Raw genomic sequence first — 21339 nt, forward strand, 5'->3', positions numbered from 1 at the left:
GGTGAGTATATGACCAGTAAATTACCTTATATTATGATTGCATTTGCGGCCGCAATGTGGGGCCTTATCGGCTTTTTTGTAAAAGGACTTACGGCTGCGGGATTCAGTGCCATGGAAATCGTGGCAATCCGCGTGCTTACTGCAGCCATTATCCTGATCCTGGTTGGAATAGTGTATTATCGTAATCACTTAAAGATTCGCTTGCAGGATTTATATCTATTTGTCGGCACAGGAATTTTAAGCATCGTCTTCTTCAATTGGTCCTATTTTACTGCGATTAATTTATTGAGTATCCCGATTGCTGTTGCCTTGCTGTATACTTCGCCAGCATTCGTGGCAATCTTGTCTTTTCTCTTTCTCAAGGAAAGCATTAATCGGAAAAAGCTCCTGGCGATTGTGCTGACTGTCATTGGCTGTACATTGGCTGCTGGGATAACGGGAAAGGGAGGGGCGACATTCTCCGTTTCAAGTATCCTGATTGGCCTCGGAGCAGGCTTCGGTTATGCACTGTACAGTATTTTTGGCAAGATTGCGTTAAGACGTTACCATCCTTTCACAGTAACAATGTATACCTTTATTGTTGCATCGGCAGCCCTTGTTCCTACTACCGGTATTGCTGGTAAGGCATCGAGCGTTTTCACCGGGGACATTTGGCTGTATGCGATAGGACTCGGAATTTTTCCGACTGTCCTCGCGTACTTTGCCTACTCTTGGGGACTGGAAAGAACTGAGAGCAGTACAGCTGCAGTCGTGGCTACTCTCGAACCCGTCATTGCAACGATGTTGGGTATGATTGTGTATGGAGACCGCCTTGGCAGCCTCCAGCTGCTTGGATCAGCCATGATCATTATCTCTGTGATCGCTGTAAATATAACACTTCCTAAAAGGGAACAAAAAAAGCACTTCCCTGTTTGAAAGAGAGAAGTGCTTTTGCGTTTAAAAGAATTTATAACCCTTCGATCCGATTGGTGCATTTTCAATCATATCGATAAACGGAATCGTGTATGCGAAGAGGATCAACAGGACTGTAATACCAATCCAAAGCTTCCAGTTTTCGAAAACCATAGGAGTTTTTTCTGCTGCATCAGAGACTTCTCCGACAGGGAACTCTTCTTCACCTTTTGGAGCAAAGAACGCAAGGTTGATGAAGATGTACAGCATCAGGATAATTCCAAGGAAGAGAATTGATCCGCCGACTGCCTGGGCAACCTGGTAAGGAATCCATTCCATCGCTTGTTCTGATCCGCCGTAAGTAGAGAAGGAAGAACGGCGTGGAGCTCCCAGAAGACCCGCAGCGTGCATCGCACCTGACATGAATGTCATACCGATCGCCCATACAACACCCTGGATAATTGCCAGCTTGTTCATTGCCTTTGTCAGTACTCTTCCTGTTAGGTGAGGTACCAGCCAATAGGAAATTCCAAAGAAAGTCAGGACGACGGATGTTGCCAATGTCAAATGGAAGTGTCCTGTTACCCAGATTGTGTTATGGACAACCTGGTTCAACTGGTGAGATGCGTTAACAAGACCACCGGCACCAGCAGGGATAAATGCAAGCATCCCGATGAAAGGTACAACGAATCGTGCGTCACCCCAAGGCAGCTTCTTTAACCAGCCAAATAGGCCAGTTGCACCTTTGGAACGTCCGTACATCTCGAATGTAGCGAATAAAGAAAATGCAGTCATCAGTGATGGAATAACAACAAGGAATGTCAGGACAACCTGAAGGAACTTCCATGCTGGATCAATGCCAGGTTCCGTCAATTGATGATGGAAACCTACTGGTATAGAGAACAATAAGAACAGGATAAATGACATCCTTGCTAATGAATCAGAGAAAATCTTCCCGCCAATGATCTTTGGCACAATTGCATACCATGCCATATAAGCAGGCAGAAGCCAGAAATAGACGAGCGGATGTCCAAAGTACCAGAATAAAGTACGGCTGACCAGAACATCGACGCGTTCAACAAGGCCCAATGACCATGGAAGCAGCTGGAACAACACTGTTGCAGCTACACCGATTGTCGCGACAATCCACATCAGCGTGTTTACCATTGCCATGAAAGTCAACAGCGGGCTTGGTTTGCCAGGATTCGCTTTTCTCCATGAAGCATATGCCATGATCAGTGCAGCACCATCGATCCAGCTTCCGACAACCACCAAAGTAAGGCCTATATAAAATAAAGCGTGTGCCTGAAGCGGTGCATAGAATGTATAAAGGACAGAAGCTTCGTTCATAAGGATCATGACTGCTGCCATGACTGTACCAACCGTCATTGTCCAGAACCCGATCCAGCCGGTCTTGCGCTGCTTAGCGGTTAATGTTCCTGACGTCTTGCTTACTAGTGCAAGCTGGAAGCCCATGATGAAAAAAGTAGTCAAGACGAGCCCCAGAACAACGCCGTGAATCGTCAGGATTTGATAATAACCAGTCCATGAAGGCAATTCGAATTTACCAGAACGGACAAGAGTCTGAAGTAAACCAGCAAGACCACCAATCGCAAGTGCGATGAACGCTACATAAAAGTGAGCCATTACCAGCTTGCCATCTCGGCGGTCAACGATCGTATTTACGCTTTTCATTATTCTACCACCTCAATCTTGGAAGACATCATGTGGTGGCCTACACCACAATATTCATTACATACAATCAGGTATTCGCCAGCTTTGTCAAAAGTAGTGACAAATTCACTGATATATCCCGGTTCAAGCATCATATTGATATTCGTACCTGCTACTTCGAAACCGTGGATGACATCTTTCGTGGTAGCGATTACCTTGACTTTGGCTCCTTTAGGTACCTCTACCTGTCCAGGGTTATAAGCAAAAGCTGAAGCAACGAAAATAAGTTCATAATCCCATTCCTTGCCTTCAACCTTCTTTAATCCTGGCTCGTCGAAAGGAGCAGTTGTGTCCACCTTTTCCGGATTGATCGTTGCCAGGCAGCTTGGAGGCTGATTGCCCATGTAAAATGCGCTCACGCCAACGACTGTTAGGAAAACGAGTAATGTCGTGATGCCGAATATCAGCCAAATTTTTTCAAACTTATGAATGTGCATCTTTTTTCTCCCCTTTTGGTCTCTCTTAGAAACGATCTAAAAATAAAAAGTATACGCCTACCCAAGTAATGATTAAAAAGAACCCCAATAAGAAAACGGATGCAAGTGTTCCTTTAAGAGAAGATTGGTCTTCTACTTTCGTATTCGTTTTCTTACCGATTTCAGGCTGTGCCATCCCGGTCCACTCCCTTCGTATAGATAAGTCGGTAGTTAATTTTTTTGATAAGTACATTCTCATCATACAAAACAATTTGGAAACGTAAATATGGTTTCAGTCAGTTCACAAATTGTTCATACCTGCTATATTTACTATGTTAATGGTGAAAACGCGTCATCACAGTGATTTAAGTCACAAGGTACATGGGGGAAATGTGAATAATCTGTGAAAATGAGCATGTGAAATATTGATCATATTAAACGGACAGAGAATAAGGTGTGACGAATCGTGTTGACTTTTTATTATTAAGTAAAAACGGGTTACACCATTTTTACCAATTCACAATAGAATAATAGAAAATGGTTTTTCAGGAAGTGACTTTCATGCAGAAATATTATTGTGAACATTGCCGTCAGATTTATGATGAAATGAGGATATGCACTAATTGCGGCAGTGAGGCGGAGAAGGAAATTTGGATCGAAGTCCAAAAGCAGTCTGGCGAAAAATGATCCCGTAAAAAAGCACCGGAGATGAACGGTGCTTTTCCTGTTTGCAGGACTGGAAGAAAACCTATGGTAAAATAAATGCATCAATAAAAGGAGGACTGATGGCCATGTTTTTGCCTTCATTTGAACTAATAGGAAAGACGGCGATTGTCACAGGAGCAGGAAGGGGGATTGGCAGGGCAATTGCCATCGGACTAGCGGAAGCTGGTGCTGATGTGGCTTTGCTTGGACGAACAGAAGAAAGCCTGAAAGAGACAGCTGGAATCCTGGCTGAAGTTGGCCGAAAATCATTGATCATTCCTGCTGATGTGACCAAAAGAGAACAAGTACATAACGCAATTAAACAGGTGAAAGCTGAATGGGGAAAAATTGATATTCTTGTGAACAATGCAGGGATGAATATCCGTTCAAAAGCCCTGGAAGTAACGGATGAAGAATGGCAAACTATCATGGATACCAACCTGAAGTCTGCCTTCATGATGTCCCAGGAAGCCGGGAGAATGATGAAGGATCAGGTGGGGGGCGGCAAAATCATCAACATTGCCTCTGTCGCCGGTCAAGTCGCACTTCGCACCGGTGTTGTCTATGCCGCGACAAAAGCAGCACTCATGCAAATGACAAAAGTCCTCGCAATGGAATGGGGACAGTATGGCATCAATGTGAATGCAATTGGCCCTTGGTATTTCAAGACCCCGCTGACTGAAAAGCTCTTGGCTGATGAAGCTTATGTAAACGATATCCTCTCAGTAACGCCATTGAAGAGGATTGGTGAATTGCCAGAACTAGTTGGTCCAGTCGTATTCTTGAGTTCGGATGCCGGGAACTATATGACAGGCCAAACTTTGTTCGTTGACGGCGGGATGACGATTCATGGATTTTGATTTGAATCATCAACTTTCCTCATCAGCAACGTAATCTGATCAAGAATTTAATTGTGCCGCGAGAAGGTTGTCTGGGTGTCAACTGGTAAAGATTTTATAGTGTACAAGCAACCGCTGCATTGTATAATGAAACTGCACAGCAACTCCTTCAAAACGTTAGGCTTTCTCCTCTATGGGGAAAGTCTTTTTTTCATTCCATTGTTTGACCGTATACTCTCCGGGTAAATGGAAAAAGTAACCGTACATATAGATGAGGAGAGTATAGACATGCCAAGAATCATTTCGACTGCAGAAGCTGTTCCGCCATTCGCGATCGAACAGGACAAAGTTATGGATTTCGCTGAAAAACTATTCAGTGAGTCTTTCAAAGATATAAGCAGGCTGCTGACTGTTTTTCAGAACGGGCAAATAGAGAAGCGTCATTTTGCTAAGGATCTAGAATGGTTCGAGAAGGACCATACCTTTGAGGAAAAGAATGATGCATATATTGAAACTGCGGTGAAGCTTGGGGCCGAAGCAATCTCCAATTGTTTAAAAAATGATGCATTCCTTAAGAATGAGGTCCATTTTGAAGACATCGACGCGATTTTCACAATCAGTACCACAGGTTTGTCGACGCCGAGCATCGATGCAAGAATCATGAATATCCTTCCATCATCTCAATATACTAAAAGGATTCCTATTTGGGGATTGGGGTGTGCCGGAGGGGCAGCGGGTTTATCCCGTGCTTATGAATATTGTTTAGCGTTTCCAAAAGCCAAAGTTCTTGTCCTGTCTATTGAACTTTGCAGCTTGACCTTCCAGCGAAATGACCGCTCCAAAAGCAATTTAATCGGGACATCTCTGTTCGCTGATGGGGTTGCATGTACTTTGGTCTGCGGAGATGATTCGGATTATCAAAAATTCATGAAAAGGCAGGCAGCGCCCAACATTATTGGGACACAATCCACTACGATGCCTGACTCGCTGGATGTAATGGGTTGGGATGTCAAAAATGAAGGGCTTTTTGTCATCTTTTCAAAAGATATCCCTTCCATCATTGAAAATTGGCTTCAGCCTAATGTCCTCCGGTTTTTGCATTCAAACGGACTGGACGTTCAGGACCTGAATCATTTTATCGCTCACCCTGGCGGTAAAAAGGTGCTCGAAGCATACGTTTCGGCTCTCCATTTTCCTGAAAGTATGACACAAACCTCTTTGGAGGTGCTGAAGGAATATGGGAATATGTCTTCTGCGACCATACTCTATGTGTTGAGAAGGTTCATGGAGTCTGCCGGTGAAGGGGACATCGGTCTTGCGGCAGCACTCGGTCCTGGCTTTAGTTCGGAATTGCTGTTGATGAGGTGGGAATAGCATGTTGTTTTATATTTTTGTTGGAGTGATTATTTTTCAGCGGTTGATGGAACTTGTGATTGCCAGAAGAAATGAATCCTGGATGAAGAAAAGGGGAGCAATCGAATTCGGCAAGGGGCATTACCCAGCGATGGTGACAATCCATACGGCTTTTTTCATCTTTCTCATCTTTGAGGTGATTTATTTTGATAAAAGCCTTTCTTCCTACTGGCCGATCCTGCTGGCAGTGTTCATTTTTACACAGGCCATGAGGGTATGGGCCTTGTCATCACTCGGTAAGTTCTGGAATACAAAAATCATCATCCTGCCAGGAGCAGATGTGGTTAAAAAAGGACCCTATAAAATCATTAAACATCCAAACTATTTGATCGTAGCAGTCGAGTTTATCGTCATCCCGCTAATGTTTAACGCCTATATCACGATGATTGTTTTCACTCTATTGAATATCATCATTTTATCGATCAGAATACCGGCAGAGGAAAAAGCATTAAGAGAATTGACAAAATATGAAACAGCATTTCATCAGCAAGGCCGCTTCGTACCGAATTTGTTAAATAAGTGTGACAATTAAAGAGAATCCATTGAAAATGATAATCAGTAGTGCTACACTTTCCTTAGAGATGAAAATAGTTCTCAGTTAATTAAAGTACTGCAAGGATGGTGTTCTATCAATGGTTTCCATGATGGTTGTGTCGACTGTAGCTGCTTATGCTTTAGTGATGAAATATGTTTTGAACAATGTACTTAAGCCTCAATAAAAAATACATTCTCATTTAGATTAGCCCGGACACAGGTCCGGGCTTTTCTTTTTTTTACGGACGAAAATGAAATAATAGGAATAAACCGAAAAATCATATAAAATAAAGTCATTCACAATTTTGTCACAAGGGGTAAAAATAATGAGTCAGACTGTTGCGCAACAAGATCGAATCCTTCTTGGGAAAGTACGATCACTTTATAATTTAATGCTTGCCAATCATGATGAAGATACAGCTGTAAAAGTTAAGGAGCTGGGAAGGAAGTCGGTTGAAGAGGAATTTTCGATTGCTTTTTGCGGACATTTTTCCGCAGGGAAGTCGAGTATGATCAACAGGCTGATTGGCGACAATATCCTGCCATCCAGCCCTATTCCCACCAGCGCCAATTTAGTGAGGATCAAATCTGGCGCAGAATATGCAAAGGTAATCTTTAAGAATGGCGGATCCAGGCTTTATCCAGCACCATATGACTATGAAACTGTAAAGTCATACGCAAAGGATGGAGATCAGATTCAGGCGATTGAGATCAGTCATCAGGGAGCTGAATTCCTTGAAGAGGCTGTCATAATGGACACACCGGGAATTGATTCTACTGACGATGCACACAGAATTGCCACTGAATCAGCACTCCATCTTTCAGATATCGTTTTTTATATGATGGATTATAACCATGTACAGTCTGAATTGAACTTTTTATTCACCAAAGAGCTGACGGATGCCGGTAAAGAACTATATTTGATCATAAACCAAATTGATAAACACCAGGATGCGGAGCTGTCTTTTGAACAATTCAGGAAAAGTGTCGAGGCTTCGTTTGCTGATTGGGGAGTCAACCACAAGGGCATTTTTTACACATCATTAAAAAATGAGGAATATCAGCACAACCAATTCAGGCAACTGCGCGCATTTATCACAGAGCGGAAAAGCAAAAGGAAAGAAATTTTGCCTGTTTCTGTCTTCAAGTCGATGGAAAAATTGGCGGAAGACCATTTGAGCTATCTCCAGCAAAATGAAGCAGAAAAAGTAAGTGATCTGGAAAGCATCCTCGAAAAGATTCCGGAACAGGAAAGGAAGCATCTTGCGTCCCAACTTGAAGATATCCGGATAAAGAAGAAAAAAATCCAGGATGAGCGCGATCCGGAGAAAGAATTCCGACTGGGCATTAATGAAATTCTTAAGAATGCCTATTTAATGCCATTCCAGACTCGTGAACTGGCAGAGGCCTATTTGCAGGCAAGACAACCCGATTTCAAGGTCGGCTTGTTCTTCTCGAAGCAAAAAACCGAGCAGGAAAAGACTGCACGGCTAAATCGTTTCTACAGTGATCTGGAGGATAAGGTACAATCCCAGCTAAACTGGCATATCAAAGATTTCTTAACAAAGCTGTTCCGAAAGCACCAGCTTACGCAGGCAGAATTGCAGAGCGCCGCCAATGGATTCAAAATTGATTTTGGAGAAGAATTGCTCGAAAATGCAGTCAAACCTGGAGCAAGGCTGTCAGGCGATTATGTATTGAACTACACGAATGACGTTGCAGAAGCCCTGAAAAACATTGCGAGAAGGATGCTGCAACTCTTGAAAGAACAGTTTCTTGAGCACGTACAAATGAATGATGATGAAGAGCTTGAACATCTGCTTGACGAGGAAGAAAAGCGCCAGAAACTTGTGGATGCATGGGATGGCTTGACACTCATCCAGAATCATCTTGATAACGAAAGGAGAAAGGTATCCGAGATTCTGTATGGAGATTCAAAGATTAAGTACGACGAGTCCGACTTTGAAATCTTCCATTCTGTAGATGACGAACCTGAAGTGATCACCAACGTTGAGACTGTGGTTTCAAGCAAGGCAGAAGAAAAGGGTGCTGAATCTGTAGAAGCCTCTGATGAACAGCCAGTCACAGATAGAGTACATTATCATGAAAAACAGGAGCAATTGATCCAGAAGCTGAATTTCACATCGAAACAAATTGAAGGCCTGCCTGGATTAAGAAAGATTTCACGCGAACTGAAGGAAAAGGCAGGAAGATTGAAAGAAAGAGAATTCACGGTCGCTTTGTTTGGTGCCTTCAGTGCAGGGAAATCTTCCTTTGCGAATGCCCTGGTAGGGGAGAGGATTTTGCCTGTATCTCCAAACCCTACGACGGCTGCTATCAATAAAATCAAACCAGTAACTGCCGAGCATCAACACGGAACCGTCATTGTAAAAATAAAGAATGCGCAGGAGCTGCTCAAAGAACTGGAACGTTCTTTAGGATTGTTTGGGCAAACAACAACTGATTTTGAGCAAGCGATCAATCAGATCAATACGTTGAAATGGGAGGATAGCGGGTACAGTGCGGTTGAAAAAACCCACTATTCATTCCTCCAGGCCTTTTTGAAGGGCTACAGCCAATTTAAAGGACAATTAGGGGAAGTGCTGTCTGTAGATTTGGAGTCATTCCGAGGGTATGTGGCGGAGGAGGAAAAATCCTGTTTCGTCGAATGGATCGAGGTCTACTATGATTGCGAGCTTACGAGAGAAGGAATCACACTTGTTGATACGCCTGGCGCTGATTCCATCAACGCTCGGCATACAGGTGTGGCTTTTGATTATATCAAGAATTCGGATGCAATTTTATTTGTTACCTACTACAATCATGCATTTTCAAAAGCGGACAGGGAATTCCTGATCCAGCTTGGAAGGGTGAAGGACACCTTTGAACTCGATAAAATGTTCTTCCTCGTAAATGCCGTAGATTTAGCCAACTCTCCAGAAGAGCAGGCAGCTGTCCTCGAATATGTAGAGGACCAGCTAGTTCAATACGGGATTAGAAAACCGCATCTTTACCCGGTATCAAGTCTGAAGGGGCTTAATGCCAAGCTGAATGGTGAGCTTGAAGGTGACCAGTTCTTCAGCAGGTTTGAACAGGCGTTCTATTCCTTTATTGCCAATGATCTGATGACCATGGCTGCAGAGGCAGCTGAAACTAAATGGCGCCAGGCTGTCCATGTGATTGAGGAAATGATTGCCTCTGCTGTGGAAGACAAGGCAGCAAAGGCCGCGAAAAGGGGCAAACTCCTTTCCGAACGGGACGAGATGCTGCAGATTCTATCAAAAAAGAATGCAGAAGTCCTGAAAGATCGGTTCATACAGGAGGCTGATGAGCTGACCTATTATATCCGCCAGCGCGTATTCATCCGTTTTGGGGAGTTTTTCAGAGAGTCTTTCAATCCTGCTCTTCTTAAGGATGATGGCCGTAACCTGAAAAAGGCATTGGAATCTGCTCTGGATGAGCTCCTTGAAAGCATAGGTTTTGACCTTTCTCAAGAGATGAGGGCGACATCACTCAGGATGGAAGCTTTTGTGGAACGGAGCCTAAGGGAATACCAGCAAGGGTTGATTGCTGAACTGTTAAAAGTCAATTCTGCTGTTTCAATCACAGTTACCGACAATGGCGCAATTGAGGGGATTGATTTTGAAACAGCTTTCCAGAACATGGACCGTAATTTGTTTAAAAAAGCACTGGCCATGTTCAAGAATCCAAAATCCTTCTTTGAAAAGAATGAAAAGAAGCTGATGGCAGAAGAACTGGAAAAACTGTTGTTTGAACCAGCAGGGACGTATCTTGAAGACGAAAATTCCAGGCTGAAAGAGCATTATTTGCCGCAATTGAGCAGTGAGTTTGAAGCAGTCATCCAGGATCTTTCTGAACAACTCACTGAGTACTTTGAAGGAATCACTTCAGCACTGGAAGATCACTTTTCGATCGATGCTGTTAAAACGGCTTTGTCTAAAATTAAAAACTACCAATAAAGGTTGTAAGGATGATGAACAGGAACCGATTCCATGCATGTGCGACATGCATCAACTTTCAGGCTGAAAAGCAGGGAGGCAAGATGAAGTACTGGTGCGGCAGGCTTGGTTACGAAACGAAGAGCCATTACAAGTTTAATTGTTGGGACCCTAAAGAGAACGTGAAAAAACTGATCGCAAAAAAATAATCATGAGGAGTGGTTTCCTTGCACTATTTTGTTTCTCCGGAATGGCTTAAAGAACATTACGAAAATCAGAATGTCAGGGTTGTCGATTGCCGTTTCAAGTTGGGGGAGGGTGGTTTTGGCAAAAGGCAATATGAGCAATGCCATATTCCAGGGGCAGTCTACTTTGACCTTGAAAAAGACCTTTCCGGGACTGTTCAAAAACATGGGGGCAGGCACCCGCTTCCTGAGTCCAGCCAACTGAAGAAAAGGATCGAAGAGGCTGGAATCGAAAAAGATACGGTTCTGGTAGCTTATGATGCAAAAGAAGGGGCATTTGCTTCGCGTTTTTGGTGGCTGATGAACTATTCAGGACATCAGCAAGTCTATATTTTGAATGGTGGCTTTGAAGCTTGGGAAAAGGCAGGATATCCTGTCGATAGGGCAGAAACTAGCTATGAGAAAACAGAGTATACCATTTCGGAAAATAAGGAAATGCTTGCATCCTATGACGAAGTAAGGAAAATTGCCCTTGAAAAAAGCGGGGATGCCATCCTGATCGATTCCCGTGAAAGCAGGCGCTATCTGGGGATCGAGGAGCACATTGACAGAATTGCAGGACATATACCGACAGCCATCAACAAGCCGTGGATGGAAGGAATGGAAAATGGATATTTCAAATCCCCTGCGGAACAGGAGAAGAGGTTCGCAGATTTGGATAAGGAGCGCCCAGTCATTGTCTATTGCGGATCGGGTGTCACAGCGACCCCAAATTACCTTGCTTTGAAGGCAGCCGGTTTTAAAAATGTCAGGCTTTATCCTGGCAGCTACAGCGATTGGGTCTCATATGAGGAAAACCCTGTAGAAAAAGGTGAATAATTTCCATTTGGGTTGGTTTTTTTGGAATTTATCAAGGTGAGCTCTTAGATATGTTATAATGTTTAGGTTGATTAAAAACGGGCAGCTCGTGCTCAAATAATCTCAATTGGAGGTTTCAACTTGGACCAAAATAAAACTTCACTACTGCTTGTTGACGGTATGGCATTGCTGTTCAGGTCTTTTTACGCAACAGCTGTTACCGGACAATTCATGATAAATTCAAAAGGTGTTCCCACAAACGCAATTCACGGCTTCGTAAAGCACTTCGCGACCGCGGTTGATAAATTCAAGCCGACCCATACGGCAGTATGCTGGGATATGGGCAGCAAGACCTTCCGTACGGAAATGTTCGGTCATTATAAAGCAAACCGGCCGGAAGCGCCTGTCGAGCTCCTGCCGCAATTTGATCTCGTCAAAGAGGTCGTCGAAGCGCTCGACGTCCCGAATATAGGACTTTCGGGATATGAGGCAGATGACTGCATCGGCACAATTGCACGCACCGCTATGGAAGTGGACTCGGTATCCATCCTGACAGGGGACAAGGACATCCTTCAATTGATTGATGACCGTGTCTCAGTCATTCTGCTCCAAAAAGGATATGGGAACTATCTTGTCCATAATCGTGAAACTCTTTATGCCGAAAAAGGCATTTGGCCTGAACAAATGATCGATTTGAAAGCATTTATGGGAGATCCGAGCGATAACTACCCTGGAGTCCGGGGAATTGGCGAAAAGACAGCTATTAAATTGCTGCAGGAACATGGCAACGTGGAAGGAGTCCTTGCAAACCTGCATCTGCTGACAAAATCTCAGCGTGCCAAAATCGAAGCCGATTTGGAGATGCTCCACATGAGCAGACAGCTTGCTGAAATCAAATGCGATGTGCCTGTAGAATGTAAGATAGACGAGGCCCTTTTCAGGGTCGACAGGGAAAAGGTTCTTGCCAAATTCACGGAAGTGGAACTGAGGGGTCTTCACCGCCTGTTTGAAAATGATACGATGTATGCGTAAAAGGAAAACGGCTGAAAAATCAGCCGTTTTTTATTTTGTATTCTTTTTCTTAGCAGCATTTTCAAGCTTTGATTTCGGTTCTTCAGCGAATTCCGCATCCTGTCCATAGCCCTGTGGATTGACACCTGGCGCCTTTGTTCCTCGGTTGCCTTTTTTACTCATCTTGTTTGCTCCCTCCTGAAAAATTTTTGTTTAAAAATGCCGAGATTTGTGAAATAACCTGTATAGGTTGTCTGCCTGGTACAGCCTAAAGGTTATTATGGGCAGCCGGGAATAAAAGCACTCATTTTTCTTCAAAATAATATGGAGGTGACGGATGATGAACAAAGGTGTGGCAATTGCACTTTCGAGTATAGGCCTGGCTCAGGCTTTAAAGATACCGATTCATTATGCTAAAACAAAAGAATGGAAGCCGAATTTATTCATCGCGACAGGTGGAATGCCGAGCTCGCACTCTGCGGGTGTCTCGTCTTTGACTACGTATATCGGCCTTACAAGAGGCTTCCAATCGAACGATTTTGCCCTGTCGCTTGTGTATGGGATGATCGTTATGTATGATGCCCAGGGAATCAGGAGGCAGACGGGAGAACTCACATTGAAGGTGAATGATCTTGATGAATTGATTGATAAAATCAATGAGGATGATCCGGTTGAATTTGAGGAAAAGTCGCCAGATCCTTTAAAGGAAATGCTTGGCCATCAGCCAAAAGAGGTGCTTGGCGGAGCCCTTTTAGGCATGGCTATGGGATTTGCTGGTTACTATTTAACAAAAAAACGGTAGAAAAAGCTCGAATTATGCGGTAAAATTTTACTAGAAGATGGCTTGAAGAGAGGATTGATTCAGTCAGTGCGGACAGTAGAAGATTACTTGCTTCATTTGAAGGGCAAAGGATTTCAGTTGGGCGAGGATGCGATCGGTTTTATCTATTTTGGGCAGCAGTATACCAATTCCACAGATGAAATCACCAATGCAGCAATTGAAATCACTCTTAAAGCCCAAAAAGGCTTTGACGGAAGTTTTTTTATCTCGCTGCTTGAAACGTTCGCTTCTAATAAAATTCATTCGCGCAAAGCAGCGTTGCAGTTTGTGAAAAAAATCGAGCTATTGGCCGTATAAAAAAGGCTGGCTTCAAAGCATTTACGCTTTGAGGTCAGCTTCTTTTTTTTCGAGTTTTTTACGGAACCAGCTTTCAAGTTTCCCTTGCGGCAACTCTGCAAAAATCATTCCTGCAAAAATAAGGGCACAGCCGATCAATGCACTGAACGCGAGCCTTTCATCTGCCCAGAAGAAGGCAGTAATGGCGGCAAATACCGGTTCCATCGCAAATATCAGAGCAACCCGGGTTGGAGTGGTATGTTTCTGGAAATTCGTCTGGATGAAGAATGCCAGGGCCGTTGCCAAAATCGACGTCACCAATAGGGCGATGATGACATTAGCGGAAAAAATGACTTCAGGGTTGAAGGCCCTTTTCCAGTCCTCGAATATGACGGAAGACAGTCCCGACAAAACGGCTACTGTGGCAATTTGCACAGTGGTCAATAGCAGAGTGGGATAACTGCTGCTGTACTTTCCTGTAAAGACAATATGAAGCGCGAAACCTGCTGCACAGATCAAAACAAATGCATCTCCTATATTTAAGCTGGAAACATCCGACATGGTCAAAAGGTAAAGTCCTGCCGTAGCAGCAGAAACCCCTATTATGGAACTGATTCCGGGTTTTTGTTTTAGGATTCCGATCATCAACAAGGGGACAAGGATTACGCTGAGTCCTGTAATGAAGCCAGCCTTGGATGAGGTAGTATACACCAGGCCAAGGGTCTGGAATGCGTACCCGATAAACAGCCAAAAACCGAGCATCAAACCGGATAACAGCAGCTTTTTGTCCAGTTTTTTAAACTGGTCCTTTTCAAGTACAACAAGCCATATCCCCAGAAGTATAGCAGCCATGGTGAACCGGACTGTATTGAATGAAAAAGGCTCCAGGAACGAGACTGCATTTTGTACAAGAACAAAAGTGGCGCCCCAAATGAGCGCAACGAACAATAAGCTGAAATCGGCAAATGTAGTGGATCTCATTAATTTTCTGTTCCTTTCATGGTGTTTTCCCTGACTGCTCTCCTGGATAATTCATCAGCGGTTTTATTCTCGCTAGATGGAATCCATTTCATGAAAAATAAATCGAATTGGCTGGATAGCTTCAATGCTTTTTCCAACAATGGAGCATACAGTTTGTTTTTGACAAATTCCTTTTCGACAGCAGCATTGACCAGCTGGGAATCTGTCCTGAACGATACGATGGTAAAACCTTTTTCCAGGCAGATTTCCAAAGCTTTTATAAAGGCATGATATTCAGCTTCATGGTTAGACATGACTCCAAGAGGAATAGAATACCTGAAAACCTCACCTTCCCCTTTGATGAAAATTCCCGCACCGCTTGGTCCTGGGTTGCCGGCACTGGCACCATCGATGTATACCTCGATCAAAAAAGATCACTCCCGATTGTTTATACAGATAATAGATAGTGTATCATAATAGCGCCCTTTATTTATAAAAAACGGTCCTAAAAAAACATGAAGAAATTTTTTTTATAAGCCAGTCTGCATGCATCGTTTTCATTGTAACGAGCATAAAAAATGGGTAAGATAACAAAAACAACAGTCTGTTAAGAATCGTGAAAAGAAGGCGGGGGATGATGACATGAAATATAAATTAGAATGGGAATTCAAGGCAAAGGGTTTGGATTCGATCCTTTTCAGTTCAGATTTTCTTGACGGAGAGCATGCCCTCCATGCTGCGGATGAATTGGAGAAAACAGGACGGTCAGGGGAAATTTCATTCATTGATGAAATCGGAACATCGTGGAGCATGAAGGAAATGCGCAAGCTCCTTGCTGAGGTTGAAGAGGAGCCGCATGACTTGACGGTCTATTTTGACGGAGGCTTTGACAGCCACCATGTCAAGGCAGGATTGGGTGCGATCATTTACTTCAAGCAGGGGAAGAAAAAATACAGGCTGCGTGCGAACGAAGTTTTTGATGAGCTTGAAAACAACAATGAAGCGGAATATGCAGCATTGTACTTTGCTTTGACCATTCTCGAGGAAATGGGAGTCAAGAATATGACCTGTGAAATTAAAGGGGATTCCCAGGTCGTTTTAAAACAGTTGGAAGGAGAATGGCCATGCTATGAGGAAACTCTCAATCGCTGGCTTGACCGAATTGAAAATAAAATCAAGGAGCTCGGTTTACATCCAAGGTACAATGCCGTGGGACGGAAAGAAAACAAAGAAGCAGATAAACTGGCCACCCAGGCACTTGAAGGCAAGATGATCCATAGCAAGATGCAGATCTTATAACAACGGAAGGCGGGAAGAGATTGACACGTAAGCAAATCCTTGCTGAGGTGGAAACATTGCTCAGCACTTATTGCAATGGCTGCTTCCTGAAGAAGCACCATCAGCAGGAAAATGGAAAAAGGTATGCACATCGATTCTGCATCACAGAATGCACGGTCGGAAATCAAATCAAAGCGTGCGGCAACAGACTGAAATAATTTTCGATACGCTTTTTCGTAAACTGCACTGCTGCTTTCTTTATCAATCTTTTGGAAGGAACAGCAAGAAAAGATATCTTAATCCCTGAAAACAGCCATCAGTAAAATAATTTCAATCAAAAAAGGCTGGCGCCTGCGCCAGCCTTCAACTTTTTTTTAATTATAGTTTTACAACGTTTGCAGCTTGTGGTCCACGGTTTCCTTCAACGATTTCGAAAGAAACTTCCTGGCCTTCCTCTAGTGACTTATAGCCATCTCCCTGGATTGCTGAGAAGTGTACGAATACATCGTCTCCGCCTTCTACTTCGATGAAACCGAAACCTTTTTCATTGTTGAACCATTTTACTTTACCGTTTTGCATGTTAAACTTTCCTCCCATGTCTTTCGCGGCACAATGTATGTGCCAAAGTTGAATATTATCATCTAACGGATACACCTGCAATTTTTGACAAGGCAAATATAATCTATTAAATGATGTCTTAAATATACAATACAGGTCCTGAGTCAGTCAAGAAATGTAAGCGCATAACTAGTAAATAATCTAAAAATTTAATTAATTATAAATAAAATGAAATTTACGTCCCTACAGTTCCTATTTTGGTAAAAATTTGTTATTATTTGCTTAATCAATTAGAGAATTTTTTTATTAAACTATCATTAAAAACAAGAGGAGGGTACGAATGAAGAAGACCACTCCATCCACGTTAACGTCCTTGTCTGATTTCGAAATTGAATCTTTGCTTGATTCAATCAGGAATGGGAATGCCATACAGGACCACACTTCACAGACTGCCGTTACCAGCAAGATCGAGGTTGTTGCAAAGAAGATTGATGAAGCTTCAAGGCAAATGGAAGAGATTTTTGATGTAGTTGCAAAGACAGGAGTTGTACCTGTTGAAGAAATAAAAAACGATATAATGCCAGCAATCCGCCAGGCAGCGGAAATTCCTCACATCTATCATTTATTTTATGAACTGAAAGCAAAAGACGAATATACATACAGGCATACTGTCTGTGTTGGCATCATCTCAACCTTGATTGGAAAGTGGCTGGGATTAAGCCAGGGAGAATTAACGGATTTATCCCTTGGCGCGACCCTTCATGACATAGGAAAAGCGAGAGTTCCCGCGGAGATTCTTAACAAGCCCGGAAGACTGACAAATGAAGAATACCAGGAGATGAAACGACATACTGTTTATGGTTACAGGCTGTTGCTGGATATCCCCGAGGTCAGCGAAAGGGTAGCGTTGATTGCCCTTCAGCATCATGAACGGGAAGATGGGGCTGGCTACCCGTTGAGTCTGCAAAGTGAAAAAATAGACAAGCTAGCCAAGATTGTTGCAATCGCAGATGTGTATCACGCGATGTCGTCATCCAGGGTATATCATCAGGCAGAGCCGTTCCACATTGTGATTTCCCAGATGCAAAATGATGTCTTTGGGAAATTCGATCCTTCTATCATGGTCGTCTTCCTGTACAGGATCATGGACAGTCTGGTTGGCAGGCGTGTTCTCCTCAGCAATGGGGAGGAAGGGACAATCCTTATGGTCGATCCATATGAGCCATTAAGAGCATTGATTAAAGCTGGGGATTCATTGATTGATTTAAGGCTGAATCGTGGCCTGAGGATTTCCAGGGTATTAAATGATTCCATTGTCGGGGTATAATCCTCGGCCACCCTTCATATCTTTTAGTAGTCAATTATGATGAAGTGAAGGGTGAGGGCATGTACCGTTTTTCGATAGGTGATGAGAATTGGATTATTATTTTCTCTTCGCATCTTTCCCTCGAGCAAAATGAAAAGGAGGAAATCATTCGTTCCATCGCCATCATGGGCCCGCAATGGGCTGCTTTCAGCCATGGAGAATCTTTTGTGATCTTTCAGAAGCTGGTTGGTGCTATTGTGGTACGGATTGAGAAGATTCCTTCATTGATACTGACTGTTTCGGCAGCCGTATCCAGGGATCGATGGTACATCAATGAAAACAATAAAGTTGAACCATATGAGAATAAATAGTGAAGGGCAGCTGAGTGATCAGCTGCCTGTTTAATTTTTGGTTTCCGCCAATTTGAATCATGAAGAGTACTCCTGAACGGATTCTGAGAATCTCTGAACCTTTTTGGTTTCCGGATACAAAGGATATCGCTGCAGCGATGCTTTGTCAGCATGTAGGGCGCGGCGATAAAAGTCCTTTACGCGTTTAATGAAAAAAAGATAAAATAGAGTTCTAGATTCAAAAAAGCAGGCACATAACAGTTCCACAGGAGGAAAATATGAAATTGATTGTTGCGGAAAAGCCTGACCAGGGCAGAACGCTGGCCTCCGTCTTCAAAACAAAAAAACGGGAAGGATTCATTGAAATCCTGCCAAATGAAATTTTTCCAAAAGGTGCCTTTGTATCCTGGGCGATCGGACATTTGACAGAATTGTCGGCACCTGAGAAATACAATACTTCCTGGAAAAGATGGTCACTGGGTACTTTGCCGATCATTCCTGAGCAGTTTCAGTATGAAGTAGTAAAATCGAAAGCGAAACAATTCAATATTATAAAAAAACTGGCTTCTGACCCACAGGTATCTGAAGTCATCCACGCAGGCGATGCCGGGCGCGAAGGGGAGCTGATCATCAGGAATATCCTTCGCCTGGCAGGATGTACAAAGCCAATGAAAAGGCTTTGGATTTCCTCCCTGACACCTAAGGCAATTAAAGAAGGATTTCAGAAGCTTTTGAGTGAAGCAGAAACAAAGAATTTGTATTATGAAGCATACACACGGGCCTGTGCAGACTGGGTTGTCGGCATGAATGCATCAAGGCTGTATACGCTCCTGCTCCAGAACAAAGGCTATTCAGATGTATTCTCAGTTGGCAGGGTGCAAACGCCCACTCTTGCTTTGATTGTAAAAAGAGAACTTGAAATTGAAAACTTCGTGTCCGAACCTTTCTGGGAAGTGAATGCGAAGTTTAATATCAATGGCAAGAAATATAGCGGCAAGTGGGAGAAAAACGGTGATTCACGCATCTCTTCAAAGGAGATGGCAGAAAAAATCGCCGGTTTTTGCGATGGAAAAGCGGCCGAAGCCTCAGAAGTGATTTCCGAGAAGAAAGAATTCCTTCCGCCGCTGTTATATAATCTGTCGGCGATCCAGGCAGAAGCCAACCGGCGTTTCAAGATGTCGCCCAAAAAGACATTGGACATCCTGCAGGGGCTTTACCAGCGGGGAATCGTCTCCTACCCTCGATCCGATTCAAGGTATGTGACACCAGGGGAGGCAGAAGGCTTTCCAGCCATTCTTAGCAAATTGCAGGCTATTCCGGAATATCAGCCGCTTTTTCCACTGCCAATTTCGTCGATTAAAAATAATAAGCGCTACGTGAATGAAAAAAAGGTCACAGACCACTATGCCATCATCCCGACAGAACAAGTCCCTAATATTAGCAGGCTCTCGGGAGATGAGCTAAAACTGTATGACCTGCTGGCAAGAACTTTGATTACAGCTCATTATGGTCCTTATAAGGCAGAATATACGACCATCAAAACGGTCGTTGAAGACAGGGCGGAGTTTATTTCAAAAGGGAAAGTCCAGTTAGATGAAGGCTGGAAAAAAGTCCTTCCTCAAAAGGAATCGGACAAGGAACCTGAACTGCCGGCTGTCGAGCAGGGAGAAACAGGAACTGTGATGAAAACGGAAGTGAAAGAAAGCAAAACACAGCCGCCCAAAAGGCTGACTGAAGGACAGTTAATCACCCTGATGAAAACAGCCGGCAAGCATATTGAGGATAAGGAACTTGAAAAAGTATTGATGAAGGCTGAAGGGCTTGGCACAGAAGCTACCAGGGCAGGGATCATTACGATGCTGAAGGACCGTGCTTATATTGACGTCCGCAAAAACCTTGTGTATGCCACAGCGAAAGCGAAAATACTTGTGGCTGCCGTAGGAGGACAAGTTCTTGCATCCCCTGAAATGACCGCCAAATGGGAGCAAAGGCTTCATCAAATCGGTGAGGGAGCAGCCTCTCCGAGACAATTCATTGAGCAGACTTCAAAAATGATCAGGCATCTTGTGGCTGAAACGACTGAGGGTTCATCGAGCTGGGTATTTTCGGACGAATTGACAAGTGCCTTTATTCCTGGGAAGAAGAGCGGGCGATCCAAGCGGGCCGCCAATCTAGGGAATTGCAAAAAATGTAACGGAATGGTAGTGGACAAAGGTACCTTTTATGGATGTTCAAACTATCAAAAAACGAAATGCAATTTTACTCTCTCGAAACAGATCCTTGGGAAAACTCTTACGCAAAAACATATTAAAAAGTTATTGGCGGATGGCAGCACAGACATGATTGAAGGCTTCCAGGGGAAAGAGAGGCCTTTTGATGCCAAGCTTTATTGGGACGGGGAGGAAAACAGGCTGAAGTTCAACCTGGCCAATGATCCTGTCAAGCAGGAAGGATAACGCCTTGTCACCCCAGATGTTCTATAGTACACTTTAATATGGTTATTGTTTAAGCATTGGAGGTCATGGGATGCCAACACCTAGTATGGAAGATTATATTGAACAGATATTCATTTTGATAGAACAGAAAGGCTATGCCCGGGTCGTGGATATTGCCGAGGCATTGTCAGTCCATCCCTCCTCTGTTACAAAAATGGTACAGAAGCTTGATAAAGATCAATTCCTCGTATACGAAAAATACAGGGGCCTCGTCTTGACACCCAAGGGGATAAAAACAGGAAAAAGACTAGTTTATCGCCATGAGTTGCTTGAACAATTGTTAAAAGTGATCGGCGTAAAAGAAGAAAACATTTATAATGATGTCGAAGGAATCGAACATCATCTAAGCTGGGACGCTATCGACAGGATCGGTGACCTTGTCCAATACTTTGAGGAAGACGAATCCAGGATTGAAGCCCTAAGAGCCATACAGGCTCAAAACGATGAGCAATGACAGAAAACACCTGATATAGTTTCAGGTGTTTTTTTTTGTTCAATATATATCAGGGTAATGCCCAAAACCAGCACCGTCTTCAGAAGATAAAGTAGTTGAACCATCATCAGATTCATCGATATTGACGCCTGTTATCATTCCTGTAGAAGCTTCCATCATTGCTTTTCGATAGGAAATGATCCTTCCGCTCGATGTCTGGAAACTGATGATCTCCCCGGCGTGGTTTTTGTGGATTGCAATCAAATGTTCCTGTTCCATATAAACTCTCCTTTCCTT

General features: G+C 43.4%; 24 protein-coding genes. 16 read left to right on the plus strand and 8 right to left on the minus strand.

The window, feature by feature from the left end; genetic code table 11:
• Nucleotides 1-9: 9 nt before the first annotated feature.
• Entirely contained in the window at nt 10-915 is a 906-nt protein-coding gene (locus tag EJA10_RS14245) for an EamA family transporter (RefSeq protein ID WP_125480686.1), read from the plus strand.
• A 21-nt stretch (nt 916-936) separates the two neighbouring features.
• Here the strand turns inward: EJA10_RS14245 and EJA10_RS14250 are convergent, their stop codons facing one another.
• Genes EJA10_RS14250 through EJA10_RS14260 form a run of 3 tightly spaced genes read right to left on the minus strand, consistent with a single transcriptional unit; the run spans nt 937 to nt 3237 of the window.
• The gene (locus EJA10_RS14250) at nt 937-2586 is read right to left on the minus strand and encodes a b(o/a)3-type cytochrome-c oxidase subunit 1 (RefSeq protein ID WP_125480687.1); all 1650 of its coding nucleotides are present in this window, start codon (nt 2584-2586) and stop codon (nt 937-939) included.
• Nucleotides 2586-3062, minus strand: a complete 477-nt coding sequence (locus EJA10_RS14255) for a cytochrome c oxidase subunit II (RefSeq protein ID WP_125480688.1) — start codon at nt 3060-3062, stop codon at nt 2586-2588. Before EJA10_RS14255 ends, EJA10_RS14250 begins: the two co-directional genes overlap by 1 nt.
• Nucleotides 3063-3087: 25 nt before the next feature.
• Entirely contained in the window at nt 3088-3237 is a 150-nt protein-coding gene (locus EJA10_RS14260) for a cytochrome c oxidase subunit 2A (RefSeq protein WP_125480689.1), read from the minus strand.
• Between the two features lie 595 nt (nt 3238-3832).
• Between EJA10_RS14260 and EJA10_RS14265 the strand changes: the two genes are divergently transcribed.
• The 7 genes from EJA10_RS14265 (at nt 3833) to EJA10_RS14290 (ending at nt 12566) form a co-directional block, all read left to right on the plus strand.
• Nucleotides 3833-4606, plus strand: coding sequence for an SDR family NAD(P)-dependent oxidoreductase (locus EJA10_RS14265; protein ID WP_125480719.1), 774 nt, complete (start codon nt 3833-3835; stop codon nt 4604-4606).
• A gap of 267 nt (nt 4607-4873) precedes the next feature.
• Nucleotides 4874-5959, plus strand: coding sequence for a type III polyketide synthase (locus EJA10_RS14270; protein WP_125480690.1), 1086 nt, complete (start codon nt 4874-4876; stop codon nt 5957-5959).
• Nucleotide 5960: 1 nt separating this feature from the next.
• A complete protein-coding gene (locus EJA10_RS14275) occupies nt 5961-6530 on the plus strand; it encodes an isoprenylcysteine carboxyl methyltransferase family protein (protein ID WP_125480691.1) in 570 nt (189 codons plus the stop codon).
• Nucleotides 6531-6858: 328 nt separating this feature from the next.
• Nucleotides 6859-10512 (plus strand): dynamin family protein, encoded by a 3654-nt coding sequence (locus tag EJA10_RS14280; RefSeq protein WP_125480692.1) that lies wholly within the window; start codon nt 6859-6861, stop codon nt 10510-10512.
• Nucleotides 10513-10523: 11 nt separating this feature from the next.
• Complete coding sequence (locus EJA10_RS23410; RefSeq protein WP_170169142.1) at nt 10524-10700, plus strand: hypothetical protein; 177 nt, start codon at nt 10524-10526, stop codon at nt 10698-10700.
• 18 nt (nt 10701-10718) lie between these two features.
• The gene (locus tag EJA10_RS14285) at nt 10719-11555 is read left to right on the plus strand and encodes a sulfurtransferase (RefSeq protein WP_125480693.1); all 837 of its coding nucleotides are present in this window, start codon (nt 10719-10721) and stop codon (nt 11553-11555) included.
• A 120-nt stretch (nt 11556-11675) separates the two neighbouring features.
• A complete protein-coding gene (locus EJA10_RS14290) occupies nt 11676-12566 on the plus strand; it encodes a 5'-3' exonuclease (RefSeq protein WP_125480694.1) in 891 nt (296 codons plus the stop codon).
• Nucleotides 12567-12596: 30 nt separating this feature from the next.
• Here EJA10_RS14290 and sspL read toward each other — a convergent pair whose 3' ends face one another.
• Complete coding sequence (gene sspL, locus EJA10_RS14295; RefSeq protein ID WP_023627620.1) at nt 12597-12728, minus strand: small, acid-soluble spore protein L; 132 nt, start codon at nt 12726-12728, stop codon at nt 12597-12599.
• 157 nt (nt 12729-12885) lie between these two features.
• On the opposite strand from sspL, the gene EJA10_RS14300 reads away from it, so the two are divergent.
• Nucleotides 12886-13347, plus strand: coding sequence for a divergent PAP2 family protein (locus tag EJA10_RS14300; protein WP_125480720.1), 462 nt, complete (start codon nt 12886-12888; stop codon nt 13345-13347).
• 54 nt (nt 13348-13401) lie between these two features.
• Nucleotides 13402-13683 (plus strand): DUF6123 family protein, encoded by a 282-nt coding sequence (locus EJA10_RS14305; protein ID WP_246017801.1) that lies wholly within the window; start codon nt 13402-13404, stop codon nt 13681-13683.
• A gap of 21 nt (nt 13684-13704) precedes the next feature.
• Here the strand turns inward: EJA10_RS14305 and EJA10_RS14310 are convergent, their stop codons facing one another.
• Together EJA10_RS14310 and EJA10_RS14315 are read right to left on the minus strand one after the other, a co-directional pair.
• On the minus strand, nt 13705-14643 hold the full coding sequence (locus EJA10_RS14310) for a DMT family transporter (RefSeq protein WP_125480695.1): 939 nt from the start codon (nt 14641-14643) through the stop codon (nt 13705-13707).
• A complete protein-coding gene (locus EJA10_RS14315) occupies nt 14643-15050 on the minus strand; it encodes a reverse transcriptase-like protein (protein ID WP_125480696.1) in 408 nt (135 codons plus the stop codon). Before EJA10_RS14315 ends, EJA10_RS14310 begins: the two co-directional genes overlap by 1 nt.
• Nucleotides 15051-15264: 214 nt before the next feature.
• On the opposite strand from EJA10_RS14315, the gene EJA10_RS14320 reads away from it, so the two are divergent.
• Together EJA10_RS14320 and EJA10_RS14325 are read left to right on the plus strand one after the other, a co-directional pair.
• A complete protein-coding gene (locus tag EJA10_RS14320) occupies nt 15265-15921 on the plus strand; it encodes a reverse transcriptase-like protein (protein WP_125480697.1) in 657 nt (218 codons plus the stop codon).
• 20 nt (nt 15922-15941) lie between these two features.
• On the plus strand, nt 15942-16118 hold the full coding sequence (locus EJA10_RS14325) for a zinc-finger domain-containing protein (RefSeq protein ID WP_125480698.1): 177 nt from the start codon (nt 15942-15944) through the stop codon (nt 16116-16118).
• Between the two features lie 160 nt (nt 16119-16278).
• On the opposite strand, the gene cspD is transcribed toward EJA10_RS14325, so the two are convergent.
• Nucleotides 16279-16479: a cold-shock protein CspD gene (gene cspD, locus EJA10_RS14330; protein ID WP_023627628.1), complete on the minus strand. Its 201-nt coding sequence runs from the start codon at nt 16477-16479 to the stop codon at nt 16279-16281.
• A 319-nt stretch (nt 16480-16798) separates the two neighbouring features.
• Here cspD and EJA10_RS14335 point away from each other — a divergent pair, with 319 nt between their 5' ends.
• From EJA10_RS14335 to mntR, 4 genes are all read left to right on the plus strand, one after another.
• On the plus strand, nt 16799-17785 hold the full coding sequence (locus EJA10_RS14335) for an HD-GYP domain-containing protein (protein WP_125480699.1): 987 nt from the start codon (nt 16799-16801) through the stop codon (nt 17783-17785).
• Nucleotides 17786-17844: 59 nt separating this feature from the next.
• Nucleotides 17845-18135 (plus strand): hypothetical protein, encoded by a 291-nt coding sequence (locus EJA10_RS14340; protein WP_125480700.1) that lies wholly within the window; start codon nt 17845-17847, stop codon nt 18133-18135.
• A gap of 257 nt (nt 18136-18392) precedes the next feature.
• Nucleotides 18393-20570, plus strand: a complete 2178-nt coding sequence (locus EJA10_RS14345) for a DNA topoisomerase III (RefSeq protein WP_125480701.1) — start codon at nt 18393-18395, stop codon at nt 20568-20570.
• Nucleotides 20571-20640: 70 nt separating this feature from the next.
• Nucleotides 20641-21063, plus strand: coding sequence for a transcriptional regulator MntR (gene mntR, locus EJA10_RS14350; protein WP_125480702.1), 423 nt, complete (start codon nt 20641-20643; stop codon nt 21061-21063).
• A gap of 39 nt (nt 21064-21102) precedes the next feature.
• Here the strand turns inward: mntR and EJA10_RS14355 are convergent, their stop codons facing one another.
• Nucleotides 21103-21321 carry a DUF3892 domain-containing protein gene (locus tag EJA10_RS14355; protein ID WP_125480703.1) on the minus strand — a complete coding sequence of 73 codons (219 nt, stop codon included), beginning with the start codon at nt 21319-21321 and terminating at the stop codon, nt 21103-21105.
• Nucleotides 21322-21339: the final 18 nt, after the last annotated feature.

It is taken from the genome of Mesobacillus subterraneus (assembly GCF_003937825.1).
Lineage (GTDB): Bacteria > Bacillota > Bacilli > Bacillales > Cytobacillaceae > Mesobacillus > Mesobacillus subterraneus.